The organism is Frigoribacterium sp. R86507 (assembly GCF_044597695.1).
In the GTDB taxonomy this organism is placed as follows: Bacteria; Actinomycetota; Actinomycetes; order Actinomycetales; family Microbacteriaceae; genus Frigoribacterium.
The window spans coordinates 1,818,256-1,840,725 of the sequence record NZ_CP139002.1; the positions used below are offsets into that span (position 1 = coordinate 1,818,256).

At 71.8% G+C, this 22,470-nt stretch carries 24 protein-coding genes; 13 read left to right on the forward strand and 11 right to left on the reverse strand.

The window, feature by feature from the left end; all coding sequences use genetic code 11:
* Nucleotides 1-16: 16 nt before the first annotated feature.
* From SJY14_RS08630 to SJY14_RS08640, 3 genes are all read right to left on the reverse strand, one after another.
* Nucleotides 17-1,048 carry an NADPH:quinone reductase gene (locus tag SJY14_RS08630; RefSeq protein ID WP_396598699.1) on the reverse strand — a complete coding sequence of 344 codons (1,032 nt, stop codon included), beginning with the start codon at nt 1,046-1,048 and terminating at the stop codon, nt 17-19.
* Between the two features lie 120 nt (nt 1,049-1,168).
* A complete protein-coding gene (locus SJY14_RS08635) occupies nt 1,169-2,131 on the reverse strand; it encodes an acetylxylan esterase (protein WP_396598700.1) in 963 nt (320 codons plus the stop codon).
* A gap of 46 nt (nt 2,132-2,177) precedes the next feature.
* Nucleotides 2,178-3,221: an LLM class flavin-dependent oxidoreductase gene (locus SJY14_RS08640; RefSeq protein ID WP_396598701.1), complete on the reverse strand. Its 1,044-nt coding sequence runs from the start codon at nt 3,219-3,221 to the stop codon at nt 2,178-2,180.
* Nucleotides 3,222-3,288: 67 nt separating this feature from the next.
* On the opposite strand from SJY14_RS08640, the gene SJY14_RS08645 reads away from it, so the two are divergent.
* Together SJY14_RS08645 and SJY14_RS08650 are read left to right on the forward strand one after the other, a co-directional pair.
* Nucleotides 3,289-3,690: a hypothetical protein gene (locus tag SJY14_RS08645; RefSeq protein WP_055973119.1), complete on the forward strand. Its 402-nt coding sequence runs from the start codon at nt 3,289-3,291 to the stop codon at nt 3,688-3,690.
* A gap of 256 nt (nt 3,691-3,946) precedes the next feature.
* The gene (locus SJY14_RS08650) at nt 3,947-4,564 is read left to right on the forward strand and encodes a TetR/AcrR family transcriptional regulator (protein WP_396598702.1); all 618 of its coding nucleotides are present in this window, start codon (nt 3,947-3,949) and stop codon (nt 4,562-4,564) included.
* Nucleotides 4,565-4,576: 12 nt separating this feature from the next.
* On the opposite strand, the gene SJY14_RS08655 is transcribed toward SJY14_RS08650, so the two are convergent.
* Nucleotides 4,577-5,899 carry an MFS transporter gene (locus tag SJY14_RS08655; RefSeq protein WP_396598703.1) on the reverse strand — a complete coding sequence of 441 codons (1,323 nt, stop codon included), beginning with the start codon at nt 5,897-5,899 and terminating at the stop codon, nt 4,577-4,579.
* Nucleotides 5,900-6,041: 142 nt separating this feature from the next.
* Between SJY14_RS08655 and SJY14_RS08660 the strand changes: the two genes are divergently transcribed.
* The 5 genes from SJY14_RS08660 (at nt 6,042) to SJY14_RS08680 (ending at nt 10,344) form a co-directional block, all read left to right on the forward strand.
* A complete protein-coding gene (locus SJY14_RS08660; RefSeq protein ID WP_043594893.1) occupies nt 6,042-6,899 on the forward strand; it encodes a LysR substrate-binding domain-containing protein in 858 nt (285 codons plus the stop codon).
* Between the two features lie 82 nt (nt 6,900-6,981).
* Nucleotides 6,982-7,386 (forward strand): hypothetical protein, encoded by a 405-nt coding sequence (locus SJY14_RS08665; protein ID WP_396598704.1) that lies wholly within the window; start codon nt 6,982-6,984, stop codon nt 7,384-7,386.
* 60 nt (nt 7,387-7,446) lie between these two features.
* Nucleotides 7,447-8,115, forward strand: coding sequence for a DUF1345 domain-containing protein (locus SJY14_RS08670; RefSeq protein ID WP_396598705.1), 669 nt, complete (start codon nt 7,447-7,449; stop codon nt 8,113-8,115).
* A 125-nt stretch (nt 8,116-8,240) separates the two neighbouring features.
* Entirely contained in the window at nt 8,241-9,710 is a 1,470-nt protein-coding gene (locus SJY14_RS08675) for an NCS2 family permease (protein ID WP_177174782.1), read from the forward strand.
* A gap of 151 nt (nt 9,711-9,861) precedes the next feature.
* The gene (locus SJY14_RS08680) at nt 9,862-10,344 is read left to right on the forward strand and encodes a VOC family protein (protein WP_396598706.1); all 483 of its coding nucleotides are present in this window, start codon (nt 9,862-9,864) and stop codon (nt 10,342-10,344) included.
* 36 nt (nt 10,345-10,380) lie between these two features.
* Here SJY14_RS08680 and manD read toward each other — a convergent pair whose 3' ends face one another.
* The 3 genes from manD to SJY14_RS08695 form a co-directional block, all read right to left on the reverse strand.
* Nucleotides 10,381-11,619, reverse strand: a complete 1,239-nt coding sequence (gene manD, locus SJY14_RS08685) for a D-mannonate dehydratase ManD (protein WP_396598707.1) — start codon at nt 11,617-11,619, stop codon at nt 10,381-10,383.
* Nucleotides 11,620-11,723: 104 nt separating this feature from the next.
* Complete coding sequence (locus tag SJY14_RS08690) at nt 11,724-12,584, reverse strand: aldo/keto reductase (protein WP_396598708.1); 861 nt, start codon at nt 12,582-12,584, stop codon at nt 11,724-11,726.
* Nucleotides 12,581-13,411: an EI24 domain-containing protein gene (locus SJY14_RS08695; protein ID WP_396598709.1), complete on the reverse strand. Its 831-nt coding sequence runs from the start codon at nt 13,409-13,411 to the stop codon at nt 12,581-12,583. The genes SJY14_RS08690 and SJY14_RS08695 overlap by 4 nt, the downstream gene beginning before the upstream one ends.
* 165 nt (nt 13,412-13,576) lie before the next feature.
* Between SJY14_RS08695 and SJY14_RS08700 the strand changes: the two genes are divergently transcribed.
* Genes SJY14_RS08700 through SJY14_RS08710 form a run of 3 tightly spaced genes read left to right on the forward strand, consistent with a single transcriptional unit; the run spans nt 13,577 to nt 15,532 of the window.
* On the forward strand, nt 13,577-13,996 hold the full coding sequence (locus SJY14_RS08700) for a hypothetical protein (protein ID WP_071255489.1): 420 nt from the start codon (nt 13,577-13,579) through the stop codon (nt 13,994-13,996).
* Between the two features lie 3 nt (nt 13,997-13,999).
* Nucleotides 14,000-14,479 carry a hypothetical protein gene (locus SJY14_RS08705; protein ID WP_071255491.1) on the forward strand — a complete coding sequence of 160 codons (480 nt, stop codon included), beginning with the start codon at nt 14,000-14,002 and terminating at the stop codon, nt 14,477-14,479.
* Between the two features lie 48 nt (nt 14,480-14,527).
* Nucleotides 14,528-15,532, forward strand: a complete 1,005-nt coding sequence (locus tag SJY14_RS08710; protein WP_071255492.1) for an aldo/keto reductase family protein — start codon at nt 14,528-14,530, stop codon at nt 15,530-15,532.
* A gap of 81 nt (nt 15,533-15,613) precedes the next feature.
* Here SJY14_RS08710 and SJY14_RS08715 read toward each other — a convergent pair whose 3' ends face one another.
* From SJY14_RS08715 to SJY14_RS08725, 3 genes are all read right to left on the reverse strand, one after another.
* Nucleotides 15,614-16,162: a YbhB/YbcL family Raf kinase inhibitor-like protein gene (locus SJY14_RS08715; protein WP_396598710.1), complete on the reverse strand. Its 549-nt coding sequence runs from the start codon at nt 16,160-16,162 to the stop codon at nt 15,614-15,616.
* Nucleotides 16,163-16,233: 71 nt separating this feature from the next.
* Nucleotides 16,234-17,097, reverse strand: a complete 864-nt coding sequence (locus tag SJY14_RS08720) for an aldo/keto reductase (protein WP_071253196.1) — start codon at nt 17,095-17,097, stop codon at nt 16,234-16,236.
* A gap of 13 nt (nt 17,098-17,110) precedes the next feature.
* Complete coding sequence (locus SJY14_RS08725) at nt 17,111-18,082, reverse strand: aldo/keto reductase (protein ID WP_396598711.1); 972 nt, start codon at nt 18,080-18,082, stop codon at nt 17,111-17,113.
* Between the two features lie 62 nt (nt 18,083-18,144).
* Here SJY14_RS08725 and SJY14_RS08730 point away from each other — a divergent pair, with 62 nt between their 5' ends.
* From SJY14_RS08730 to SJY14_RS08740, 3 genes are all read left to right on the forward strand, one after another.
* Nucleotides 18,145-18,552, forward strand: coding sequence for a TIGR02611 family protein (locus SJY14_RS08730; RefSeq protein ID WP_083396021.1), 408 nt, complete (start codon nt 18,145-18,147; stop codon nt 18,550-18,552).
* Between the two features lie 70 nt (nt 18,553-18,622).
* On the forward strand, nt 18,623-19,570 hold the full coding sequence (locus SJY14_RS08735) for a DnaJ domain-containing protein (RefSeq protein ID WP_396598712.1): 948 nt from the start codon (nt 18,623-18,625) through the stop codon (nt 19,568-19,570).
* A gap of 307 nt (nt 19,571-19,877) precedes the next feature.
* Nucleotides 19,878-20,861, forward strand: a complete 984-nt coding sequence (locus SJY14_RS08740; RefSeq protein ID WP_396598713.1) for an NUDIX hydrolase — start codon at nt 19,878-19,880, stop codon at nt 20,859-20,861.
* 62 nt (nt 20,862-20,923) lie between these two features.
* On the opposite strand, the gene SJY14_RS08745 is transcribed toward SJY14_RS08740, so the two are convergent.
* Nucleotides 20,924-22,429 carry a S1C family serine protease gene (locus SJY14_RS08745; RefSeq protein WP_396598714.1) on the reverse strand — a complete coding sequence of 502 codons (1,506 nt, stop codon included), beginning with the start codon at nt 22,427-22,429 and terminating at the stop codon, nt 20,924-20,926.
* Between the last annotated feature and the right edge of the window lie 41 nt (nt 22,430-22,470).

The following is a 22,470-nucleotide window of genomic DNA, read 5'->3' on the forward strand; positions in this document are numbered from 1 at the left end:
ACGCCGCGCCCCTCGACTACTCGGCGGAGACCTCGATCAGCACCTTGCCGACCACGTCGCCCTCGACGGCCTCGTGCGCCGCCGCGGTCTCGGCGAGCGGGAAGGTGTGCAGCGGCAGGCCGGCGGCCTCGCCGACCGGCAGGACGCCGTCGCGCAGGGCCGCGGTGACGTCCTCGACGGCCGCCTGCAGCGCCTCCTCGCCCACGGTGTAGAGCAGGACGAACTGGAACCGGGTGTTGGTGATCATGTTCGCCCGGATGGGGATGGTCGTCGTGTCGCCGCCGTTGTCGGCGTAGATGGCCACGGAGGCGCGGTGCGCGACGACCTCGGCCAGCAGGTCCGCGTTCTGCGAGATCGCGACCTCGACGACGACGTCGACGCCGTCGGGGGCGATCTCGCGGATACGGGTGGCGGCATCGTCCGTGCGGTAGTTGACGACGTGGTGCGCGCCGGCGGCCGTGGCGAGGGCGGCCTTCTCGTCGGTGCTGATCGTCGTGACGACGGTGGCCCCGGCCCAGCGCGCGAGCTGGATGGCGGCGTGGCCGACCGCACCCGCGCCTCCGGCGACGAGGACGACGGCGCCGTCGAGGCTGCCGGGGGTCAGGCGGCTTGGGCCGTCCTCCCACACGGTGAGCGCGCGGTGGGCGGTCATGGCGGGGACGCCCAGGCTCGCACCGACGTCGAGGCCGACGCCGTCGGGCAGCGGGACGACGCGCGAGGCGGGCAGGACGGTGAACTCCTGCGCGGTGCCGGTGGGGCGCTGATGGGCCGAGAGGTAGGTCCAGACGCGGTCGCCGACCGACAGGCCGGTGACGCCCTCGCCGACGGCGTCGACGACGCCCGAGCCGTCCTGGTTCGGCGTGACCTCGGGGAACGGCAGCGACTCACCGGGGCCGCCGCCAGCGCGGGACTTCCAGTCGGTGGGGTTGACGCCCGAGAACACGACGCGCACCCGCACCTCGCCGGCGGCGGGTTCGGGCAGGTCGCGGTCGACGAGCTGCAGCACGGTGGGGGCGGGTCCGGTCTCGGAGTACACGATCGACTTCATGCCCGGAGCCAACCAGACCCGGCCTCGCCGTGTTCCCGCCCAGGACGACACCGAGTGGACACGGCACCGCTGCACGTCACGGTGTCGTGTCCACCCGGGGGTGTCGTGTGGTGTGCGGGATCAGGCCCCGGCGCCGTGGAACAGGGCGAGCGCCAGCAGATCGTCCTCGAACCCGCCGCCCTCGTGCCCGTTGTACGGCCAGACCGTGATGTCGGCCGCCCCGGCGTACGCGTGGAACGCCCCGAACACGGTCGACGGCGGGCAGGTCGGGTCCATCAACGCGGTCGTGAACAGAGCCGGGGCCGCCGCCCGCTTGGCGAAGTTGACGCCGTCGAAGTAGGCGAGCACGTCGTGCACCGAGGAGGCGCGGTGTCGGTGGACCGCCAGGTACCGTCCGACCTCTTTGTACGGGTCGGCGTCGGTGATGACGGTCGCCCGCCGGAAGTCGCAGAGGAACGGCACGTACGCCGCGACGGCGGCGAGGTCGGGGACGAGTCCGGCGACGGCGAGGGCGATACCGCCGCCCTGGCTGCCGCCGACGACGGACACCCGGGAGGCATCGACGACGTCGAGCTCGCGCGCGGCCTCGACGGCCCGGACGGCGTCGGCGAACACCCGCCGGTAGTAGTACGTCTCACGCGAGTCGATGCCCCGCGTCATGACGCCGGGGTGGGCCGGGCCCGAACCGTCGGGGTCGGGGGTGGCGCCGAGACTCCACCCCGAGCCCTGACCCCGGGTGTCCATCTGCAGGTGGGCGAACCCGGCGGACGACCAGAACAGGTTCTCGACGGCGGCACCGCGCCCGCCGCCGTAGCCGACGAACTGGACGACCGCCGGCAGCGGACCCTCCGCTGCGGCGGGCACGCGCAGCCACGCCCGCACGGGCTGACCCGCCCACCCGGCGAAGGTCACGTCGTACACGTCGATCGTCGTCAGCCCCGCGTCGACCCGTTCGACCCGCAGGTCGAGCGGGTGCGCCCGCGTCTCGGCGAGCGTCCTCGCCCAGAACTCGTCGAAGTCGTCGGGGTCGGTCTGCGTGCTGCGGTACTCCCGCAGGGCGGGCTCGGGCAGGTCGGTGAACATGCCCCTTGTCTACCGCAGCCCGTGGCGGCAGCCGAGGAGGCGCGGCTCAGCTCACGCGCGCCAGGTTCGGCTCCCAGCCGAACGCCGGGGCGACGTGGTCGGCCACCGTCTGCAGCAGGCGGGCGTTGTAGGCCACCCCGAGCTGGTTCGGCACGGTCAGCAGGATCGTGTCGGCGTCCCGCACCGCGGCGTCGGCCGCCAACTGATCGGCGATGACGTCGGGCTCGCCCACGTAGCTCTTGCCGAACCGCGACTGGACGCCGTCCAGCAGCCCGACCTGGTCCTGCGAGTCGGCCTGGGCGCGGACGCCGAAGTAGCGACGGTCCTCGTCGGTGGTGATCGGGATCACGCTGCGGCTGACCGACACCCGCGGCTCACGCGCGTGACCGGCGGCGCGGTAGGCCTCGCGGTACAGCGCGATCTGCTCGGCCTGGAGTTCGTCGAACGGCACCCCGGTGTCCTCGGTCAACAGGGTGCTGCTCATCAGGTTCATGCCCTGCTCACCGGTCCAGACGGCCGTCGAGCGGCTGCCCGACCCCCACCAGATGCGCTCGCCGAGGCCGGGGGAGTGCGGCTCGACCGAGAGGCCGTGCGACCAGCCGGTCATCTTCGGGTCGGACTCGGCGACGTCGGCGCCGTCGATCGCCGCACGGAACAGCTCGGTGTGCCGGCGGGCGAGGTCGGCGTCGCTCTCACCGTCGAGGGGGACATGGCCGAACGCCTCCCAGCCCCGCAGGGAGGGCTCGGGTGATCCACGGCTGACGCCGAGCTGCAGGCGACCCGCGCTGATCAGGTCGGCGGCCGCGGCCTGCTCGGCCATCGAGAGCGGGTTCTCGTAGCGCATGTCGATGACTCCGGTGCCGAGTTCGATGCGGCTCGTGCGCGCCGCCATCGCCGCGAGCAGCGGGAACGGGTTGGCGGCCTGGCGCACGAAGTGGTGCACGCGCACGGCGGCCACGTCGATGCCGATCTCCTCCGCGGCCTCGGCCAGCTCGATCGACTGGACCAGCGCCTCCCGGGCGGTCGGCGTCGCCGAGCCGCGCACGTCCTGGTAGTGGCCGAACGACAGGAACCCGATGCGCTTCTTCATGACCGGGCGAACCCCGGACACGGTCGGGCCATTCCGCCCGGGGCCCGTGCTGGGTAGCGTTGGGGCCGTGGAGAACCGCTTTCGCATCGACGGTGACGAGCTCGGCATCGACCTGCGCGCCTCCTCGGTCACGCTCGGAGACGACGGCGTCGTGGACGCCCGCATCGTCGCGGGACGGGTGCCCGAGGTGGCGGACTGGTCCGACGAGCCGCCGTCGCTGGTGTTCCGTGACGTCCCCGTGAAGTTCGACGGTGCCACCTTCGGCGCCACGGTCGACGACGAGCTGCTCGACGAGCACGAGATCGTCTTCCGGCTCGGCGAGAACCTCGACGTGCACGGGGTGCTGAGTCTCGGCGCCGGCGATCGGCTGCGCTTCGTGGGCACGACCCACGTCTCGGGCGAACCGAAGGCGTGGCGCCTGGACGTCTCGATCGGCTTCGGCGGGTCGGCCCGACGCACCGCGATCTGACGCGGGTCGCGGTCGACACCAGGAGGCGCGGGTCGAGCTCCTGGGGACGGCCCCCGTCGGCGAGCGAGGTGCGGGGTGCGCGCCCGACCTGACGACGTGGTGAGGGTCGGACGGTCGCGCACCCGCGCGGTCTCCTGATGCTTCGGGTTCACCAGGCGATCACGATGGTAGCGCTTGGATACTCACCGGTATGCGCTTTCTCCGGCGACGTCGCGGGTGACTTCTGAGGATCACCCGCACCCGTTAGGGTCGCACCATGGCCACCAGCGCCGGGGCTCCGGTTCCCCGCATCCCACGAGCCGAGGTCAAGCAACGGTTGCTCGACGCGGCGGCCGATCTGTTCTCGCGACGCGGGGTCCACGCGACCACCCTCGACGACGTCGCGCGGGCCGCCGGGTTCAGCAAGGGCGCGGTCTACTCGAACTTCTCCTCGAAGGACGATCTCGTCCGCAGCCTCATGCGGCGCGAGACCGACGGTGCGCTCGGCGCCCTGCAGGGCATGTTCTTCCCGGGCACCTCGCTCGACCAGTTGCCCGAGAAGATCGGCACGGCGTTCGCGCCCTACGGCCCCGGACAGGTCGAGGACTTCGCGCTCATGAGCGAGTTCCGGGCCCACGCCCTGTCCCACCCCGAGGTCATGGCCGACTTCGTCCGCCAGCGCCGCGAGGTGCTCGACGCCCTGCACGGCCTCGTCGAGGAGGTCTTCCAGGGGCAGGCCGTCCAGGTGACCGGGCTCGAGCCGCGGACGTTGGCCCGCGTGCTCATCTGCATCACCCTCGGCGTCGCCTTCGACTGGCCGGCCACGGGCGAGCAGGCGGCCGGCGAACTCATGGGTGACGTCGTCGCGGCCCTCACCCGCGGCGCGCGGCCCTGACGCCAGCCCCGCCTAGCGCTGCTCGATCGTGACGACCGGAACGTGCCAGCGGGTGCGCACCTGCAGGGTCAACTGCCCCCGGCGGGCGAGCACCAGTGCCGTGACGGCAGCGGCGACGGCGGGCACGCCGCCCGAGGCGATCATGCCGACGTGCGTGCCGAAGGTCTCGACGATCACGCCCATGAGCGGTCCGCCGATCGCCTGCCCGCCGAGCAGCACGAGGATGTACAGCGACATGACGCGCCCCCGGATCGCGATGTTGCTCGACATCTGCACCAGCTGGTTCGCGGCCGTCAGGAACAGCAGCGACGCGAGCCCGACCCCGACGAGCACGACGGCGAACGGCACGAGCGACGGCATCGACCCGGCGACGGCCTGCAGCACGCCCGTGACGAGCACGCCCAGCACGATGGTGCGCAGCCGGATCGTCGCACGCCGCGTCGACAGCAGGGCGCCGGTCAGGGCCCCGACGGCGATCATCGAGTTGAAGAGGCCGTAGCCGCCCGGGCCGACGTCGTAGACGTCCGCCGCGAACGACGCCAGCAGCACGGGCATCGTGAGGCCGAACACGGCGTAGACGCCCACGAGCACTACGGGCACGACGATCGTCGGCTTCGAGCGCGCGTAGGCGAGGCCTTGCCGCAGCTGCCCGCGGCCTCGCGCGGACGAGGTGACGCGCGTCATCTGCGCCGTCCGCAGCATGGTCAGCATCACGACGACCACGAGGCAGGCGACGCCGTTGACCACGAACGCCCAGCCCGCGCCGACCGCCAGCAGCAGCACGCCGGCGATCGCGGGGCCGACCATGCCGCCGAGCTGGAACACGCTCGAGTTGACGCTGATCGCGTTGCGGAGGTGGGTGTGGCCGACGAGCTCGGTGACGATGACCTGGCGGGCCGGGTTGTCGACGACGGTCACCAGGCCCGTGGCGCAGGCGATGGCGAAGACGTGCCAGGCCTCGACCACGCCCTCGAGGGTCAGGGCGGCGAGCCCCAGGCTGAGCACGGCGAAGACGCTCTGGGTGACGAGCATGAGGGCGCGCTTCGAGAAGCGGTCGACGACGACTCCGCCGAGCAGTCCGAAGAAGAGCATCGGGGCGAACTGCATCGCCACCGTGATGCCGACGGCCGTGGCGCTGCCGGTCAGCTCGAGCACGAGCCAGTCCTGGGCGATGCGCTGCATCCACCCGGCGGTCATGGCCACGACGTTGCCGGCCGTCCAGAGGCGGAAGTTCGGCACGCTCAGGGCGATGAAGGTGTGCCGCCACGGCGGGCGGGCGGTGCTGATCGGAAGAGGGGCGGTCGGGGGGAAGTCGGTGCGGGGCGGGGCGGACATCACGTTCCTGCGCTGGTGGTTCGGTTCACGGTCTGCACCAACGGTAGGGCCGGCCTGGTCATTCGGACCCCGGTGGGGGATGATCAATCACATTGGCTTCGTGAATGACGAGGTCTCGAGTCGGAATGACGAAGGAGGCGCGGTGTACGACCCCACGCTGCTCGCGACGTTCCTCGTCGTGGCCGAGACCCGCAGCTTCACCCGAGCCGCGCAGCGCCTCGGCATCAGCCAGCCGACGGTCAGCCAGCAGGTCGGCCGGCTCGAGAAGGCCGCCGGTCGTACGCTCGTCGCCCGCGACACCCGGGACGTGCGCCTGACCGACAACGGCGACGCCATGGCCGGCTTCGCGCGCACCATCCTCGCCGCGCACGCCGCCGCCGAGAGCTACTTCAGCGGCTCGGCCATGCGGGGCCGCCTGCGCTTCGGTGCGGCCGACGACCTCGCCATCACCCAGCTGCCCCGCATCCTGCGCCACTTCCGCCAGCTCTACCCCCAGATCAACCTCGAGCTCACGGTCAACCAGTCCGCGCCCCTGCGCCGCCGACTGGCCGCCGGCCACCTCGATCTGATCTTCGTCAAGCAGACGGCGGGCGAGTCCGACGAGGGCACCCGCGTCGCCGGTGACGCCATGGTCTGGATCGGCCAGGAGAAGCTCGTCGTGGAGCCCGGCCAGCCCGTGCCGCTCATCGCCTACCAGGCGCCCAGCCTCAGTCGACAGATGGCCATCGACGCCCTCGAGCGCGCCGGCCGCACCTGGCGGATCACCTGCAACACGCGCGACGTCAACGGCGTCCTCGCCGCCGTGCGCGCCGGCATGGGGGTCGCCGTGTTCCCGTTCTCGCTCATCCCCACCGACCTCGTCAAGGTCAGCGACCGGTTCTCGCTGCCCACCCTCGGCGACGTCGACTACGTGCTCGTCGCCAACCCGGGGGCCGCCCGCGAGCCCGTGGACGCCCTCATGTCGGCGATCACCAGCCGGGGCGTCAGCCGCGCCGTCTGAACCGGGCGGTGCGGTCGCACCGACCGGCCGCCCCGGCGCGCCGCCCACGCCCCACCCCGGGAGGCGCGCGCAAGATGGTCGCATGAGTCACCGCCCCACACGTCACCAGAAATCCGCCGCCCGTCGGGACGCCCGCGTCCTCGCCGCGATCCTGGGCGGTTCCGGCCTCCTGCACCTCGCCAAGCCCGCGGTCTACGACGCAGTCGTCCCGATGAGCGTCCCGGGCCCGGCCCGGTTCTGGACGATCGGCTCCGGTCTCGCCGAGGTCGGCATCGCCGCCGCCCTCCTCGTCCCGAGGACCCGTCCGGTCGGCGGGCTCGCCGCCGCCGCGCTCTTCGTGGCCGTCTTCCCGGCCAACGTTTCGATGGCGCTGCGCGCCGTCAAGAGCGAGCGGGCCACGACGGGGCGCACGGCCGTCACCCTCGTGCGGCTGCCGTTGCAGGTGCCCCTCGTGACGCGCGCTCTCGGCGTGCACCGCGCCTCCTAGGCGCTGCGGTCACCGGGGTCGTGTCGACCCCGGTCCGGCCTCGTCTGGCACGATCGGGTCATGTCCCCCCGAGTTGACGCCGAGGCCACGGCCGTCCGCGTGCGCCGGTCGCGCCTCCGGTTCGTCGTCATGGCCGTCGTCGGTGTCGCCGGCGCCGCCGGCACGTGGCCGTGGGTGCTGCCCTCGGTCGCCCTCGCGATCGGCTGGGCCGCGGCCTGCGTCGTCTACCTCGCCTGGGTCTGGCTCGCGGTCGGTCGTCTCGACGCCGACGACACCCGCCGCTGGGCCACGCGCGAGGACCCGTCGCGACCGGCAGGCGACCTGTTGCTCGTCATCGCCAGCGTGGCGAGCCTGCTCGCGGTCGGGGTCGTGCTCGTGCGCGCGACGAGCATGGGCGGTGCCGTCGAGGACCTGCTCGCCGGGCTCGCGGTCGTCAGCATCGGCCTGTCGTGGTTCCTCGTGCACACCCTCTTCACGCTGCGGTACGCCGTGCTGTACTACAGCGGCGACGAGGTGGGAGGCATCTCGTTCAACCAGCCGGAGCCGCCGCGGTACGCCGACTTCGCGTACGTGGCCTTCGGCCTCGGCATGACGTTCCAGATCGCCGACACCGACATCGGGTCGAGCGTCATCCGTGCCGTCGTCCTCCGGCACATGCTGCTGTCGTACCTCTTCGGATCGGTGATCCTGGCCTCGACGGTCAACCTGATCGCCGGACTCGGGGGCTGAGCGGGCCGACAGACCGCGGGTCGACAGACCACTCGTCGACCGGACCGGTTGCATCGTGCACCCCCGGCACGGCCTATCCTGTTCTCTTCCCCCTCGACATCCGATCTCACCGGAGACGCATCGCCATGGCCACGAACGCCCCCGCCACCACGCCGCCGAGACCCGGAGTCGGGGGCACCCTCGACCGGTTCTTCGAGATCACCCACCGTGGCTCGACCTGGGCCCGCGAGATCCGCGGCGGCGTCGTCACCTTCGTCACGATGGCCTACATCGTCATCTTGAACCCGCTGATCCTCGGCGGCTTCAGCGCCGACCAGGCGGCCAAGGACGTGGCCGGCAACTGGCTTCAGAACGGTCAGGTGGGCGCGGTCACCGCCCTCACCGCCGGGGTCATGACGATCCTCTTCGGCACCGTCGCGCGCCTGCCGTTCGCGTTCGCCGCCGGGCTCGGCATCAACTCGTTCCTGGCCGTCAACGTCGTGCAGGACGTCACCTGGCCCGAGGCCATGGGACTCGTGGTGATCAACGGGCTCGTCATCACGATCCTCGCCGTGACCGGCCTGCGCAGCATGATCTTCACCGCCGTGCCGGCCGCCCTCAAGACGGCGATCACAGTCGGCATCGGCCTGTTCATCGCCTTCATCGGCCTGGTCGACTCCGGCTTCGTCCGCACCAGCGGGACGTCGTCGCCGCCCGTACAGCTCGGCGACGCCGGCTCGGTGGCGACCCTGCCGACGATCACCTTCGTCATCGGCCTGCTGGTCATCGGCGTGCTGATGGCCCGCAAGGTGCGCGGGGCGATCTTCATCGGCATCGTCGCCACCACTGTCATCGCCATCGCCCTGCAGGCGATCTTCCAGGTGCCGCCGTCGAACGGCCAGAACCTCGACGACTGGAACCTCAACGCCCCGGTGTTGCCCACGCAGATCGTGGCCCTGCCCGACCTCTCGCTGGTCGGCCAGTTCAGCTTCGGCGCCTTCGCCCGCATCGGCGTGCTGTCGGCCGTCATGCTGGTCTTCACCCTCGTCTTCACCAACTTCTTCGACGCCATGGGCACGATGACCGGCCTCGCCAAGGCCGGCGACGTCGCGGACGCGAACGGCACCTTCCCGCGCCTTCGCTCGGCCCTGATCGTCGAGGGCGTCGGCGCGGTCGCCGGTGGCGCGACGAGCTCGTCGTCGAACACCGTGTTCGTCGAGTCGGCCTCGGGCATCGGCGAGGGCGCCCGGACGGGCTTCGCCTCGGTCGTGACCGGCGCACTCTTCCTGCTCGCGATGTTCTTCACGCCGTTGACCCAGGTCGTGCCGCTCGAGGTCGCGGCGTCGGCGCTCGTGATCGTCGGGGCGCTGATGGTGTCGCAGATCAGCCAGATCGACTGGACCGACTTCTCGGTCGCGCTGCCGGTGTTCCTGACGATCATCACCATGCCGCTGACGTACTCGATCGCGAACGGCATCGGCGTCGGCTTCGTCAGCTGGGTCGTCGTCCGGGCGTTCGCCGGCAAGGCTCGTTCGATCAGCCCGCTGCTGTGGATCGTCGCGGCCGGGTTCCTGGTCTACTTCGTGCGTGGTCCGATCGAGGCGCTGCTGGGCTGACCCGGCCGACCCGTCTCTCCGAGATTCCACGACATGCCGCTCACCCTCGAAGGTGAGCGGCATGTCGTGACTTCTCGACCTCGACGCCCGGCGCGGCTACCCTGAGCGCCAGGCGGCGACGGTGCCGCCGGCCACCCCGAGGAGGCGCGTCATGCCCCGCATCACCCCCACGTTCTGGTTCGGTCGTGACATCGAGACCGCCGCGGACTTCTACATCGCCCTGTTCCCGTCGTCGCGCGTCACCGACGTGTCGCGCTACCCCGAGGACTTCCCCGACGCGTCGATGGCGGGCCAGGCGCTCGTCGTGGACCTCGAGCTCGACGGCCAGCCGTACCGCCTGCTGAACGGCGGCGACGGCGGTCCGAGGCCCACCGAGGCCACGTCGTTCTCGATCTCGGTCGAGACACAGGACGAGCTCGACCACTACTGGGACGCCTTCGCCGCGGACGGCGGGCAGGAGGGGCGGTGCGGCTGGGTGACGGACCGTTGGGGCTTCTCCTGGCAGGTCGTCCCGTCGGTGATGGACCGCTACCTCGGCGGACCCGACCCCGAGGGCGCCGCCCGGGCCATGGCCGCGATGATGGGCATGAACCGGCTGGTCATCGCCGAGCTGGCGGCTGCTTACGAGGGGTGACCGACGCGCTCGCCCGCGCCGCGCCTCCTCGTCCCGTCACCAGTCGTGGACGGTACCGTCCGCCAGCCGGTTGTACGGCAGGTAGGCCTGCGCGTACGGGTACGCCGCGGCGGCCCGCTCGTTCAGTTCGACGCCGATCCCGGGCTGCTCGCCCGGGTGCAGCATGCCGTCCTCGAAGGTGAAGCTCTGCTCGAAGACCTCGTCCGTCTTCGCGCCGTGCTTCATGTACTCCTGGATGCCGAAGTTGTGGATCGCGAGCCCGAGGTGCATCGCGGCCGCCATGCCCACGGGAGAGATGTCGGTCGGTCCGTGCATGCCCGACTTGATCTGGTACTGCGAGGCGTACTCGAGCACCTTCTTGAGGTGCGTGATGCCGCCCGTGTGCGTGACGGCGCTGCGCACGTAGTCGATCAGCTGCTCGCGGATGATCTGCTGGTAGTCCCAGACGGTGTTGAAGATCTCGCCGATGGCCAGGGGGGTCGTCGTGTGCTGTCGGACGAGCCGCAGCGCCTCGGGGTTCTCGGCCGGCGTGACGTCCTCGAGCCAGAACAGGTCGTAGGGCTCGAGGCTCTTGCCGAGCCGCGCCGCCTGGATCGGGGTCATGCGATGGTGGCCGTCGTGCAGCAGCGGGATCTCGGGGCCGAACTCGGCCCGCACCGCCTCGAACACGGTGGGCACGTGCCGCAGGTAGGAGCGGGTGTCCCAGTCCTCTTCGTTCGGAAGGGCTCCGCGCTGGGCGGGTTCGTGGTCGTAGCGCACGCCGCTGTTGGCGTCGAAGGTGGCGTTCGAGGCGATCCCGTAGATGGACTTCAGGCCGGGCACGCCGGTCTGGACGCGGATCGCCTTGTAGCCCTGCTCCTGGTGGTCGCGGACGCTGTCGAACAGTTCCTCGAGGTCCTTCCCCGAGGCGTGGCCGTAGGTCAGCAACCCGGTGCGAGAGGCCCCGCCGAGCAGTTGGTAGAGGGGCAGGCCGGCGACCTTGGCCTTGATGTCCCACAGGGCGACGTCGACGGCGGCGATGGCGGCCATCGTGACCGGCCCGCGCCGCCAGTAGGCGCTGCGGTAGAGGAACTGCCAGGTGTCCTCGATGCGGGCCGGATCGCGCCCGATCAGCAGGGGCACGACGTGCTCGGTCAGGTAGGCGACGACGGCGAGTTCGCGCCCGTTGAGGGTCGCGTCGCCGAGGCCGGTGACGCCGTCGGACGTGGTGATCTTCAGCGTCACGAAGTTGCGGTCGGGGCTGGTGACGATCACGTCGGCTCTGTCGATGATCATGCGGTGTCCTCTGGAGCTCGCGTCCAGGCGACGTCGATGTCACCCGGGCTGGTCCCTCCACTCTGGCGCATGCGTGAGCGGGAGGCGAGCCCGGGAGGGGCGGGTCAGCGCATCTCGAGCGGCACCTTGGTCGTCGGCGCGGGGAACGCCCGCTCGAGCTGCACGAACGCCTGGTCGTCGAGGTCGACCGCCAGAGCCGCCGCGTTCTCGAGGGTGTGCTCGACCGTGCCCGCCTTGACGGCGACCATCAGGTCGGGCACGAGGCGCAGCACCCAGGCCAGGGCGAGCTGGGCCGACGACACGCCGAGGTCGGTGGCGACTTCCTCGAGCACGGGGTGGCCGAGCAGCTCTCCACCGTCGACGGGGGAGTACGAGGTGAGTGGCACGCCGTGCTCCCGTGCCCAGGGCAGCAGGTCGAACTCGGGTCCGCGACGGGCGAGGTTGTACAGCACCTGGTTCGTCTGGACGTTCTCGCCACCGGGCACCGCGAGCAGCTCCTGCAGGTCGTCGACGTCGAAGTTGCTGACGCCCCAGCCGCCGATCGCGCCCTCGGCGACCAGCGCCTCCAGGGCGTCGACGGTCTCGGCGAGGGGGTGGCGTCCGCGCCAGTGCAGCAGGTAGAGGTCCAGGCGGTCGGTGCCCAGGCGCCGGAGGCTGGCGTGGCAGGCGTCGACGGTGCCCTGCCGCGAGGCGTTGCTCGGCAGGACCTTGCCGACCAGGAACACCTCGTCGCGTCGGCCCCCGATCGCCTCGCCGACCAGCGACTCGGACCTCCCGCCGCCGTACATCTCGGCGGTGTCGACCATGGACAGGCCGGCGTCGAGGCCGGCCCGCAGGGCGGCGACCTCGTCGGTACGGCGGCGCGGGTCGTCCCCGATGTTCCAGGTGCCCTGGCCGAGGGCCGGGACGACGCGACCGTCGGGCAGCGAGACGGCGGGGTTGGTCGGCGTGGCGGGGGTGGTCATGCCGGGGGATGGTAGTCGTCGGGCGTCGAGGTCGGTCCGACGGCCGGCGTCGCGGGCGGCGCCCCGGCCGTCGTCGCGGTCGGCCCGGCGGTCACCTCGCGGGCGAGCAGGGTGGCCGCGGCGACGGCCGCCGGCATGACGAGCACCGCCCCGAGCGGGACGAAGAACAGGAGGTAGGTCGCGGTGCCCAGCCCCAGGGTGCGCGCCCGGTTGACGGCGAGCCCGCGGCGGCGCTCGGCGAGCGAGCGGCCCCGGGCGTCGAAGGCGTAGCCGGTGAGCTCGACCGCGAGGAACCATCCGCCGACCAGCGCACCGAGGACGGGCACGACGGTCTGGCCGACGACCGGCACGAATCCTCCGACGAACAGCAGGACGCCCACCCCGGCCGTGGCCAGCAGCAGTCGGAACGAGTCGCCGGCACTCCGGGCGAGCCCGCGCCAGAAGCCGCGATCGACGTCGGCCGGCGGGTCGCCCTCTCGCTCTTCGACGCGGCGCCAGATGCGCTCGTAGAAGGGATCGCCGACGAGCAGCGTGACGGCGGTGAAGGCGACGACCGCGAGCAGCACGGCCAGGGCCGCCACGGCGAGACCTCCGCCGAGGCGCACGAGGGTGCGTTGCCACTCGGGCCAGTCGTCGGCGAACGGCGTCAGGGCGCGGGCGATGTCGTCGGCGGCGAGACCGACGACGACGAGGCCGGCGGCGAAGACCGCGCCCACGACGAGGGCGGGCACCGCACCCAGCAGCATCAGCCGCGGGGACGTCGCCCACAGCCGCAGCCCCCGGCCGAGCAGCCCCACCCCGCCGAAGAACTCCCCGATCACCGCCACCGGGCGAGCGTATCCGGTGCAGGAGGCGCGGGTGCGGTCGGACGCGACGTCGCGTCCGTCCGTCCCCGCCCCGTCGGCTCCTCCCCAGTCCGACGAGAAGCGGCCTCCTCCACAGGCCGCGTGTGCGCAGGTCCTCACCGCGGCGCGGTCCGCCAGCCTCGGACCATGACGACGATCGACACCTACCCACCCGTACTCGCCCCCGACCCCACCGACGAACAGCTCGAGGACTTCGTCGACGAGTTCTGCCTCGAGCCGTGCGACGAACGCGCCTTGCTCTGGATCTACCTGGGGCCCGACGGCATGCCCGTCGCGCCACCCATCGCCCTCGCCGGCTCGCCGGTCGAGCCCACCCGCGACGGGGTCGAGACCTTGGCTCTGCGCATCGTCGAGGTGGCGGCCTGGGTCGATGCCACGTCCGTCCTGCTGGTGTGGCAGAGCGACGACGAGTCGCTGTCGGCCTCGTGTGACGACCAGCGGTGGGCTGTGGCGATCCTGGCGGTGATCGAACCCGGCGACCTCACGGTCCATCCGCCGATGCGTCGCACCCCGTCCGACGTCCGTCCCCTCCTCCCGGTGGGCTGAGGCATGCGTGTCCGCGGAGGCTCCCGACCGTTCGATCCCGATCCCGACCTCCTCCGGCTCCCCGTCCTCGGGCCGGACGCCGACGACCGGGCGTTGCTCGACCACGCGACCGAGCTGTGCGCCGAGGGTTGCGATCGCGAGGTCGTCCACTTCGCCTTCCTCGACGGGGCCGGTCGGCAGGTCGCCCCCGCCGGTCGTCTGCACAACGTGCCACGACTGCCGCGGCGGCGTGACGTCGACGAACTGGTCGACCTGTTCCGGCATCAGGGACTCCGGGCGAGAGCGCGGCAGGTGGTGTGCGTCTGGCAGACGGTCGACGACGACGAGGTCGACCGGGTCGCGGTCGAGGCCTGGGCCTCCGGTCTGACCCGGTCGCTGGGAGCCGGGCCTCTCCGGTTGCGGGCGTTCTGGCATCGCACGCCGTCGGGGTTCACCGTGCCCGGACCGTTCGGCGACCGGGCGGGCGGGGCGGCCGGTGACTAGCGTCGACGGGGTGCCGCATCGCCGCGGCACCACCGAGAAAGGTCGTCCATGAAGTTCAGGTACCTCGGCAACAGCGGGCTCAAGGTCAGCGAGCTCACCTACGGCAACTGGCTCACCCACGGGTCCCAGGTCGAGAACGACACGGCGACGCGCTGCGTCCGCGCGGCCCTCGACGTCGGCATCAGCTCGTTCGACACGGCCGACGTCTACGCCAACACCCAGGCCGAGACGGTCCTCGGCGAGGCCCTGAAGGGTGAGCGTCGGGAGTCGCTCGAGATCTTCACCAAGGTCTACGGTCCCACCGGACCGAAGGGGCACAACGACACCGGCCTCAGCCGGAAGCACATCACCGAGTCGATCGACGGGTCGCTCACGCGCCTGCAGACCGACTACGTCGACCTGTACCAGGCACACCGGTACGACGTCGAGACGCCCCTCGACGAGACGATGGAGACCTTCGCCGACCTCGTCCGTCAGGGCAAGGTGCTCTACATCGGCGTCTCGGAGTGGAACGCCGAGCAGCTCCGTGAGGCGCACGCCCTGGCTCGCGAGCTGAAGATCCAGCTGGTCTCGAACCAGCCCGAGTACTCGCTGCTCTGGCGGGTCATCGAGGACGAGGTCGTCCCGGCCTCGGCCGAGCTCGGCATCTCGCAGATCGTCTGGTCGCCCGTCGCCCAAGGCGTCCTGACCGGAAAGTACAAGGTCGGGGCCGAGTTGCCGCCGGGTAGCCGGGCGACCGACCAGAAGGGCGGCGCGGGCATGATCGACCGCTGGCTGCGCGACGACGTCCTCGACGCCGTCGCCCAGCTCGAGCCGATCGCTGCCGACCTGGGCCTCACGCAGGCCCAGCTGTCGCTGGCCTGGGTGCTGTCGAACGAGAACGTCGCCTCGGCGATCATCGGGGCCTCGCGTCCCGAGCAGGTCGAGTCGAACGCGAAAGCCTCGGGAGTCACTCTCGAGGCCGACGTCCTCTCTCGCATCGAGTCGATCTTCGACGGCCTCGCCGAGACGGACCCGCGCAAGACGCAGATGCCGAGCGGCCGCGAGGCCTGATCGCCCGGTCGACACGACACGACGACGCCCCGCCACGAGATCGTGGCGGGGCGTCGTCGTGTCGACGTCGAGCGTGTCGGATCAGGCCGCCGGGACCTCGAAGGTGGCCGAGATCACGGCGCGGGCCAGCGTGTGGAAGTGCAGGTTGAAGCCGAGGTACGCGGGGCTGGCGGTCTCGTCGACCCCGATCTTCTCGACGTCGAGGGCATGCACCGCGACGAAGTAGGTGTGCGGTCCGTGACCCTCGGGCGGTGCGGCGCCGACGTAACGGGCGAGCCCGCCGTCGTTCTTCAACTGGATCGTACCCTCGGGCAGACCCGAGCCCTGGTCGTCACCTGCACCGGAGGGCAGCGACGTCGTGCCGGCAGGAAGGTCGGCCACGGCCCAGTGCCAGAAGCCCGACCCCGTCGGAGCGTAGGGGTCGTAGACGGTGACGGCGAAGCTCTTGGTGCCGTCGGGTGCGCCGGACCAGCTCAGCTGGGGGCTGGCGTCGTCTCCGCCGGGGCCCATGATGCCGCTCACCTGGGCGCGCTGCAGCTCGCCCCCGTCGGTGAGGTCCGTGCTCGTGAGCTCGAACTCGGGCACGATGCCGATGATGTCGTACGGGCGGGTCAGGTTGGCGTCGGCCATGGGGTCTCCTGTTCGTTCGGGGTGGTCGTGACGGTGCGCCCGCCCCGAGGGGCGGGCGCACCGGTGTCCGGTCAGGCGGCGTCGAGCCGCTGGATCTCGTCGGCCGAGAGCTTGATCGACGTCGCCGTGGCCGAGTTCATGATCGTCTGCGGGCGGGTCGACCCCGGGATCGGGACGACGAGCTCGGACTTGGCGAGTTCCCAGGCGAGCGTCAGCACCTGGGGGGTGACCCGTCGGGCGTTGGCGATCTCGGCGAACACGGCGTGCTTCGCCCCGAGCTCACCCGCGTTCGTGATCCCGCCGAGGGGGCTCCACGGGAGGAACGCGATGCCCATCTCGTCGCACAGCACGAGCTCCGCCTCGCTCGACCGGAACGCGGGCGAGTACTGGTTCTGGACGGAGACGAGGCGCTCGTCGAGCACCTCGTTCGCCTCGCGGATCTGGTCGGGGGTGGCGTTCGAGATGCCCGCCATGCGGATGACGCCCTCGTCGAGCAGCTCCGCCAGGGCACCGATCGAGTCGGCATAGGGCACCGCCGGGTCCGGGCGGTGGAACTGGTACAGCCCGATCGTCTCGACGCCGAGCCGCTTCGCGGAGGCCTTGGCGGCCTCCTTCAGGTAGGCCGGGTCACCGTTCTGGGCCCAGGCTCCCGCCTCGGGGCGGAGGTGCCCACCCTTCGTGGCGACGAGCACCTGATCGGTGTCCGCGTGGTAGCTCTTCAGCGCCTTGGCGATGAGCAGTTCGTTGTGCCCGACCTCGTCCTTGCCGGCCTGGTGGTAGGCGTCGGCCGTGTCGATCAAGGTGATTCCCTGTTCGAGCGCGGCGTGGATCGTCGCGATTCCCTGCTTCTCGTCGGGTCGGCCCTCGATCGACAAGGGCATGCCGCCCAAGCCGATGGCACTGACCGTCACGTCTCCGATTGTCCTGGTCTTCATGTCGTCCTCCGGTTCACCACGCGTAGTCCTCGGGCGACGTCTCGTGCCCGGGGAAGATCTCGTCCAGCCGCGCCAGCGCGGCCTCGTCCAGCTTCACGTCGACGGCCGCGACAGCCGACTCCAGTTGTGCCATGGTCCGGGGGCCGGTGATCGGCCCGGTGACGCCCGGCTGGTGGAGCAGCCACGCGAGAGCGACCTCGCCCGGGGCGTGCCCGAGCTCCCGCGCGAAGGCCTCGTAGGCCTCCAGCTGGTCGCGGTGCTCGGCCACGTAGTCGGCGCTCCGTCCCTCGAGTCGACGCGACCCCTCTTCGGTCTTCTCGATGACGCCACCCAGCAGGCCGCCGTTCAGCGGCGACCACGGGATCATGCCGAGGCCGTAGTGCCGGGCGGCAGGAAGGGTCTCGCGCTCGACGTCCCGCACGATCAGGTTGTAGATCGACTGCTCGCTCACGAGGCCGGTGAAGTGTCGAGCCTTCGCGGCCTCCTGGGCCTGGGCGATGTGCCAGCCGGCGAAGTTGCTGCTTCCGACGTAGAGCACCTTGCCCTGCTGGACGGCGACCTCCATCGCCTGCCAGATCTCGTCCCACGGGGTCTCACGGTCCACGTGGTGGAACTGGTAGAGGTCGATGTGGTCCGTCTGCAGTCGTTTCAGGCTCGCGTCGAGCGCACGTCGGATGTTGAGCGCACTGAGCTTCCCGTCGTTCGGCCAGTCGCCCATGTCGCCGTACAGCTTGGTGGCGAGGACGGTCTTCTCCCGTCGTCCACCTCCCCGGGCGAACCACCGACCGATGATCTTCTCGGTGATGCCTTCGCCCTTCTCCCAGCCGTAGACGTTCGCCGTGTCGAAGAAGTTGACGCCGAGCTCGTGCGCCCGATCCATGATCGCGTGGGAGTCGTCCTCCGTGGTCTGCGGCCCGAAGTTCATCGTGCCGAGCACGGCCCGTGAGACGGACAACCCTGTGCGTCCGAGGTGTGTGTAATCCATGTTCCCTGGTTACCCCCTCGTGGGGCGTGGTGCTCACAGGAACGCCCCCTAACGTCGCCGTCATGGACGAGCAGCCCGAGACCCCGGACGGCGTGCCCCCGGTCGAGCACCGCGGGGCCGGCCCGCACCGCGGCAGACGGCGCCGTGCCCTGCGGGACGGTCACGCGAAGATGCGACTCCGCCTCGACGGGCATCCGCGGCTCCGGTTGCTCTACAAGATCGGCGTCGGGGTGCTCGGGGCCTTGATCGTCGTCGTGGGCCTGGTCCTCGTCCCGCTGCCCGGGCCCGGTTGGCTCATCGTCTTCGTCGGCGTCGCCGTGCTCGGCACCGAGTTCCCGGCCGCCCACCGCATCACCCAATGGGTGCGTCGCCTCGCGCGGCGCGCTCGTCTCCGGTGGCGTGCGTGGCGGGTCGCCCGGTCGGTGCGCCGATCGTCGACCGTGGACCCCTCGGCCGCCCCGTCGCGGTGAACCACAGGGCCGACCACGTCCCGGCCGCTGTCGATCGGACGTCCAGCGGACGTTCGGTAATGTCGCCGTCGTGACGCCCAGTCCCGCCTCCGCCACGCCGTACGAGGTGCTCGGCGTGCCGTCGACGGCGTCGACCGACGACCTGCGCCGCGCCTACCGACGGCTGGCCCGCCAGACCCACCCCGACCTCGGGGGCACCGCGCAGGCCTTCCGTGACCTGCAGCACGCCTGGCAACAGGTGGGCACGCCCGAGGCCCGTGCCGCCTACGACCGGGGGTCGGGCTCACGAAGCACCGCTCCCACGGGCAGTGCGCGGTCCGCGGGGTCGAGTGCCCCCGGCTGGTCACCGCCGCCGCGCGAGCCGGCTCGGACCGATTCCAAGCCCAAGGCCCGGGTCCACGGTCACCCCGGGGGTGCGAACCGTGAGCGGTACCTCGGCCTCATGCGCGAGTGGGTCGGTCGGGGCGTCCCGCTCGACGACCCGTACGACGAGCGTCTCGTCCGCAGCGCGCCTCCCGAGATCCGTCACGTGCTGGCCGACGCGATGGCCGAAGAAGCCACCGTCGCGGCCGTCACCGAACTCGGCATCGGCTTCACCATCTGGAGCGACGTCGACGCGGGCGCCGAGGGCAAGCTCGACCACGTCGTGCTCGGACCGTCGGGCCTGTTCGCCGTCCAGTCCTCCGACTGGGGCAGCGAGGTGCAGGTGTCCCGGGGCGAGCTCGTCGGTCGGGGCATCCCCTCCGACGAAGAGCCCGTCCGCGACCTCACGCGTCAGGCCCGGGCCGTCAGACGAGAGACCCGTGTGTCGTTCACGGCCCAACTGATCGTCGTGCCCGACGACGACTTCGCTCCCGCCCTCGAGAAGGTCGGGCGCCGGGCGGGCGGCACCTGGGTCGTGCGCCGGTCGCTGCTGCCGCAGGTCCTCCGACACGGGCCCGAGCTGGGCGACCGCACGAGCATCTCGGACGTCTTCGAGGTGCGCGCGAGGCTGCAGCAGGCCATCCGGTTCGTCTGACGGGGGCTGACGCCCGGGGCCCGACAGGGGTCACTCGGGGCGTGACGCCGGCGTCCGTCGGTCGTGTCGTGTCCGAGAGGGGCCACCCGTCGTCCGAACCAGCTCGACCCGACACGGGCCCCGAGGAGGCGCGGTGCCAGAACCGGGGGAGGGCTGGCCCGACATCGGGTTCCGGGCCAGCCCCACGCATTCCTTCGGAGCGACCGCCTCGTCGGTTTGGTCGCCTGCCACCGGGCCGAGCGGTCGACGTGACGTCCTGCGCGCGACGCGGGCACCGCCTCCTCGTCCCTGTGGCAAGCTCGACCGTGTGAACACGCAGGAGCCCGCGGACGGCTGGGTCGAGGCCCCCGACGGACGTCGGTTCTGGGGCCGCGCCGGGGCCGCGGGTCTGCTCGTCGTCGACCCGGACGACCGGGTGCTGCTGCAGCACCGAGCCGACTGGAGCCATTTCGGCGGCACGTGGGGGCTTCCCGGCGGAGCCCGCCATCACGGTGAGAGCGCGGTCGAGGGCGCCCTTCGCGAGAGCGGTGAAGAGGCCGCCGTGCCGCGTGACGCGTTGCGACTGCTGTTCGCCGCCGAGCTCGACCTCGGCTTCTGGTCGTACACGACCGTCGTCGCCCGCGCCGAGCGTTCCTTCGAACCCGTGGTCTCGGACGCCGAGAGCATCGCGCTGGGCTGGGTGCCGGCCGACGAGGTGTCCGGTCTCCCGCTGCACCCCGGGTTCGCCGCCTCGTGGCCGAGGCTCCGACCCGAGCTCGGGAGCGAGGTGCACGTCGTCGTCGACGTCGCGAACGTCCTCGGCTCCCGACCCGACGGCTGGTGGCGCGACCGCGTCGGTGCCACGAACCGGTTCCTCGACGCCCTTTCACGCGGCGCCCGGGACGGAGTGGCCGAGTCGCTCGTCTCACCCGGCGGACGAGGGGATGACACGCAAGTGGTGGCGGGTCGGGCGGACCGGAGCGCCTCCCCGACGGACGCCGCGGCGTTCGCGGCCGGCTCCGCCGCCGAGCCGCCCGGCGCGCCCACCTGGCGGTGGCCGGAGACGACCGCCGTCGTCGAAGGCGAGGCGCGGGCCGTCGGCGACACGTTCCCCGGTCTGACCGTCGATCGTGCTGAGGCCGACGGCGACTCGGCGATCGTGGCCCGTGTGCGCGGCCTGCGCGACGTGTCCGGCGTGGCGCCTCGTGTCGTCGTCGTGACCGCCGACCGGGGCCTCACCGACCGGGTCGCCGCCCTCGGAGCGGCCGTCGTGCGTCCGGGCGCCTTCCGCCACGCCGTCGGCCTCGACTGACACGGACGGACGGGCCCGCGCCACCGACCGGTGACGCGGGCCCGTCTGCCCTCGATCTCGCGTCAGGCGGCGGGGCCGTCGCCCAACGTGACGGTGGCGGTGTGGGACGTGCCGGCCGTGTCGGTCCAGGTCACCGAGACCTGGTCACCCGAGTCGTGCGCCTGGATCGCGGCCGTGAGTGCGGACGAGTCCGCCACGGTCGTCCCGTCGATCGCGGTGATCACGTCGCCGGCGACGAGGCCGGCCGACGCTGCCGCGCTGCCCTCGACGGTGCCGGCGATCGTGACGCCGCCCGCGGTGCCGGTCGCCGTGCTCGAGATCTGCGCGCCGAGGAAGGCGGGCAGGCCGATCTGCACCGTGGAGCTGCCCGTGCCCGACTGGATCTGCTTGGCGATCGCCAGCGCGTGGTCGATCGGGATGGCGTACCCGGTGATCGTCGAGGAGCCCTGCGAGGCCGCCGTCACGATGCCGACGACGTCACCGTCGCTGTCGCGCAGCGGGCCGCCGGAATCGCCCGAGACCACGTCCGCGTCGACCTCGATGAGACCCGACAGCGACTCGGTGCCCGAGCCGGACTCGCTCTGGACCGTGATCGACTGGTCCGTGGCGAGGACCGTGCCCTGGGCGGTGACCAGGTCGCCCGTGCCCTCGGCATTGCCCGTCGAGTGGACGACGTCGCCCTGGGCGACGTCGCCGGACGAGTCGAAGCTCACCGGGGTGAGGCCGGTCGCGTCCTGCAGCTTCAGCACGGCCACGTCGTTCGTGGCGTCCGTGCCCACGACGTCGGCCGTGTAGGTCTTGCCCGTCGACTCGACGGTCACCTGGATGCTGGTGGCGCCCTGGACGACGTGGTTGTTCGTCAGGATGAGCCCGCCCGAGGTCAGGATCATGCCCGTGCCCGCGGACTTGTACGAGGCGTCGTAGTTCAGGGTCGACACGATGGTGACGACGCCGGCCTTCTCCTCGTCGGTCGCCGCCGTGGCACTGGTCTGGGTCGAGGTGCCCTGCTGCGACGACCCGCCCTGCGATGATCCGCCCTGCGGGGTCGAGCCGCCGAACGGAGACGTCGAGCCGCTCGAGCCGCTGCCCGGCTGTGTGAGCTGGGGCAGCAGCTCGAGGGCCTGGCGTTCGCTGGCGGCCTGTGCCGCTGCAGTTCCGGCCGAGCGACCGGCGGCGTAGGCACCGCCGCCCGCCGCACCCGCGACGATGACGACGGCAGCCGCCGCACCGGTGAGGGCGAGCCACTTTTTCGACCGGCGGGGCCTGGGGGCGCCGCCGAAGGCCGGGGGTACCGTGCCGTGTGCGCCGTCGCCGCCGGTCGTCGCGGAGGTGCCCGACGTCGCGTCGTACGACTGGTGCGAATCGTCGTGGGCCATCCAGGTCGGGGCCGCCGACACGTAGCGTGCGTCGGACGCGCCGGTGACGTGGGGGAGGGTGCGTGCCTCGGCGGGCTGTCCGGTGGCCTGCTCGACGTTCTCCCCGGCCTGCTGCTCGGTCGACGCGGAGGGCGTCACGGGCGTGGCGTCGTTCGGGGTGCCGGTCGTGGTGTCGCCGTCTCGGTCGTTCATGGTGTGCCTCCTGTGGCGGTGGTGGTGACGATGGGTCCATG

Coding starts and splice junctions, on each gene's coding strand:
- SJY14_RS08630 (WP_396598699.1), bottom strand. CDS start 1,048: ATGAAGTCGATCGTGTACTCCGAGACCGGACCCGCCCCCACCGTGCTG.
- SJY14_RS08635 (WP_396598700.1), bottom strand. CDS start 2,131: ATGTTCACCGACCTGCCCGAGCCCGCCCTGCGGGAGTACCGCAGCACG.
- SJY14_RS08640 (WP_396598701.1), bottom strand. CDS start 3,221: ATGAAGAAGCGCATCGGGTTCCTGTCGTTCGGCCACTACCAGGACGTG.
- SJY14_RS08650 (WP_396598702.1), top strand. CDS start 3,947: ATGGCCACCAGCGCCGGGGCTCCGGTTCCCCGCATCCCACGAGCCGAG.
- SJY14_RS08655 (WP_396598703.1), bottom strand. CDS start 5,899: ATGTCCGCCCCGCCCCGCACCGACTTCCCCCCGACCGCCCCTCTTCCG.
- SJY14_RS08665 (WP_396598704.1), top strand. CDS start 6,982: ATGAGTCACCGCCCCACACGTCACCAGAAATCCGCCGCCCGTCGGGAC.
- SJY14_RS08670 (WP_396598705.1), top strand. CDS start 7,447: ATGTCCCCCCGAGTTGACGCCGAGGCCACGGCCGTCCGCGTGCGCCGG.
- SJY14_RS08675 (WP_177174782.1), top strand. CDS start 8,241: ATGGCCACGAACGCCCCCGCCACCACGCCGCCGAGACCCGGAGTCGGG.
- SJY14_RS08680 (WP_396598706.1), top strand. CDS start 9,862: ATGCCCCGCATCACCCCCACGTTCTGGTTCGGTCGTGACATCGAGACC.
- manD (WP_396598707.1), bottom strand. CDS start 11,619: ATGATCATCGACAGAGCCGACGTGATCGTCACCAGCCCCGACCGCAAC.
- SJY14_RS08690 (WP_396598708.1), bottom strand. CDS start 12,584: ATGACCACCCCCGCCACGCCGACCAACCCCGCCGTCTCGCTGCCCGAC.
- SJY14_RS08700 (WP_071255489.1), top strand. CDS start 13,577: ATGACGACGATCGACACCTACCCACCCGTACTCGCCCCCGACCCCACC.
- SJY14_RS08705 (WP_071255491.1), top strand. CDS start 14,000: ATGCGTGTCCGCGGAGGCTCCCGACCGTTCGATCCCGATCCCGACCTC.
- SJY14_RS08710 (WP_071255492.1), top strand. CDS start 14,528: ATGAAGTTCAGGTACCTCGGCAACAGCGGGCTCAAGGTCAGCGAGCTC.
- SJY14_RS08715 (WP_396598710.1), bottom strand. CDS start 16,162: ATGGCCGACGCCAACCTGACCCGCCCGTACGACATCATCGGCATCGTG.
- SJY14_RS08720 (WP_071253196.1), bottom strand. CDS start 17,097: ATGAAGACCAGGACAATCGGAGACGTGACGGTCAGTGCCATCGGCTTG.
- SJY14_RS08725 (WP_396598711.1), bottom strand. CDS start 18,082: ATGGATTACACACACCTCGGACGCACAGGGTTGTCCGTCTCACGGGCC.
- SJY14_RS08730 (WP_083396021.1), top strand. CDS start 18,145: ATGGACGAGCAGCCCGAGACCCCGGACGGCGTGCCCCCGGTCGAGCAC.
- SJY14_RS08745 (WP_396598714.1), bottom strand. CDS start 22,429: ATGAACGACCGAGACGGCGACACCACGACCGGCACCCCGAACGACGCC.